Source organism: Actinomycetospora sp. TBRC 11914, assembly GCF_012933465.1.
Classification (GTDB): Bacteria; Actinomycetota; Actinomycetes; order Mycobacteriales; family Pseudonocardiaceae; genus Actinomycetospora.
In genome coordinates, this window is record NZ_JABBND010000055.1 from 1 (window position 1) to 672 (window position 672).

At 78.6% G+C, this 672-nt stretch carries 1 protein-coding gene; it reads right to left on the reverse strand.

What is annotated here, in order from left to right; all coding sequences use genetic code 11:
• On the reverse strand, positions 1–672 hold a 672-nt coding region (locus HH311_RS30790), incomplete at both ends, for a DUF222 domain-containing protein (RefSeq protein WP_169187550.1).

Sequence of the window (672 nt, forward strand, 5' to 3'; positions counted from 1 at the left end):
GAAGCCCTGTCCGATCTCCCCGCCGCGGCCGCGCACGAGGGCGACCACCGCATCGGCGAGGGCGACCACGTGGGAGTGGGCCTCGAGGGCGAGGTCTTCGGGCAGGTCGTAGCCGCACAGCTCGGCGGCCCCGGAGGGGGCGCTGCGCGCCACCACCCGCGCCCGGGCCACCGCCGCCGCGCGGCGGGCCTCGGCCCAGCCGGGGTCGATCGCGGCGGCGGTCTTCTCCACCTGCCCGGTCAGCTCGGCGTGGGTCCACTGCGGGGTGCCCTCGAGCAGCAGCTCGACCACCCGCCGGGCCTGGGCGTCGTCGAGCTCGCGCAGCAGGGTCACATAGACCCCGGCCTCGCGTTCCTCGAGCCACCCCGCCCGCATCGCCTCCCCGAGCGCCGGCAGCCGCTCGAGGATCTGGCGGGCGAACTCCACCCGGGCGGCGGCCATCGACGGTGACCACCGCAGCGCCGCCGCCACGGTCAGTGCGCCGCGGGCGTCGTCGAGGACCCGGCGGGTGGTGCCGGCCCGGGCGCGGGAGGCCTCGAGCAGCCAGCGGCAGCGGGCCCAGGCGGCGTGGTTGTCGGCCCACACCGCGCCCAGCAGCCCGGCCTCGACGTCCTGGCCGACCAACCCTGCCGGGTCGGTCTGCAGCGCGGCGGTCAGCTCCGGACCCGGGCG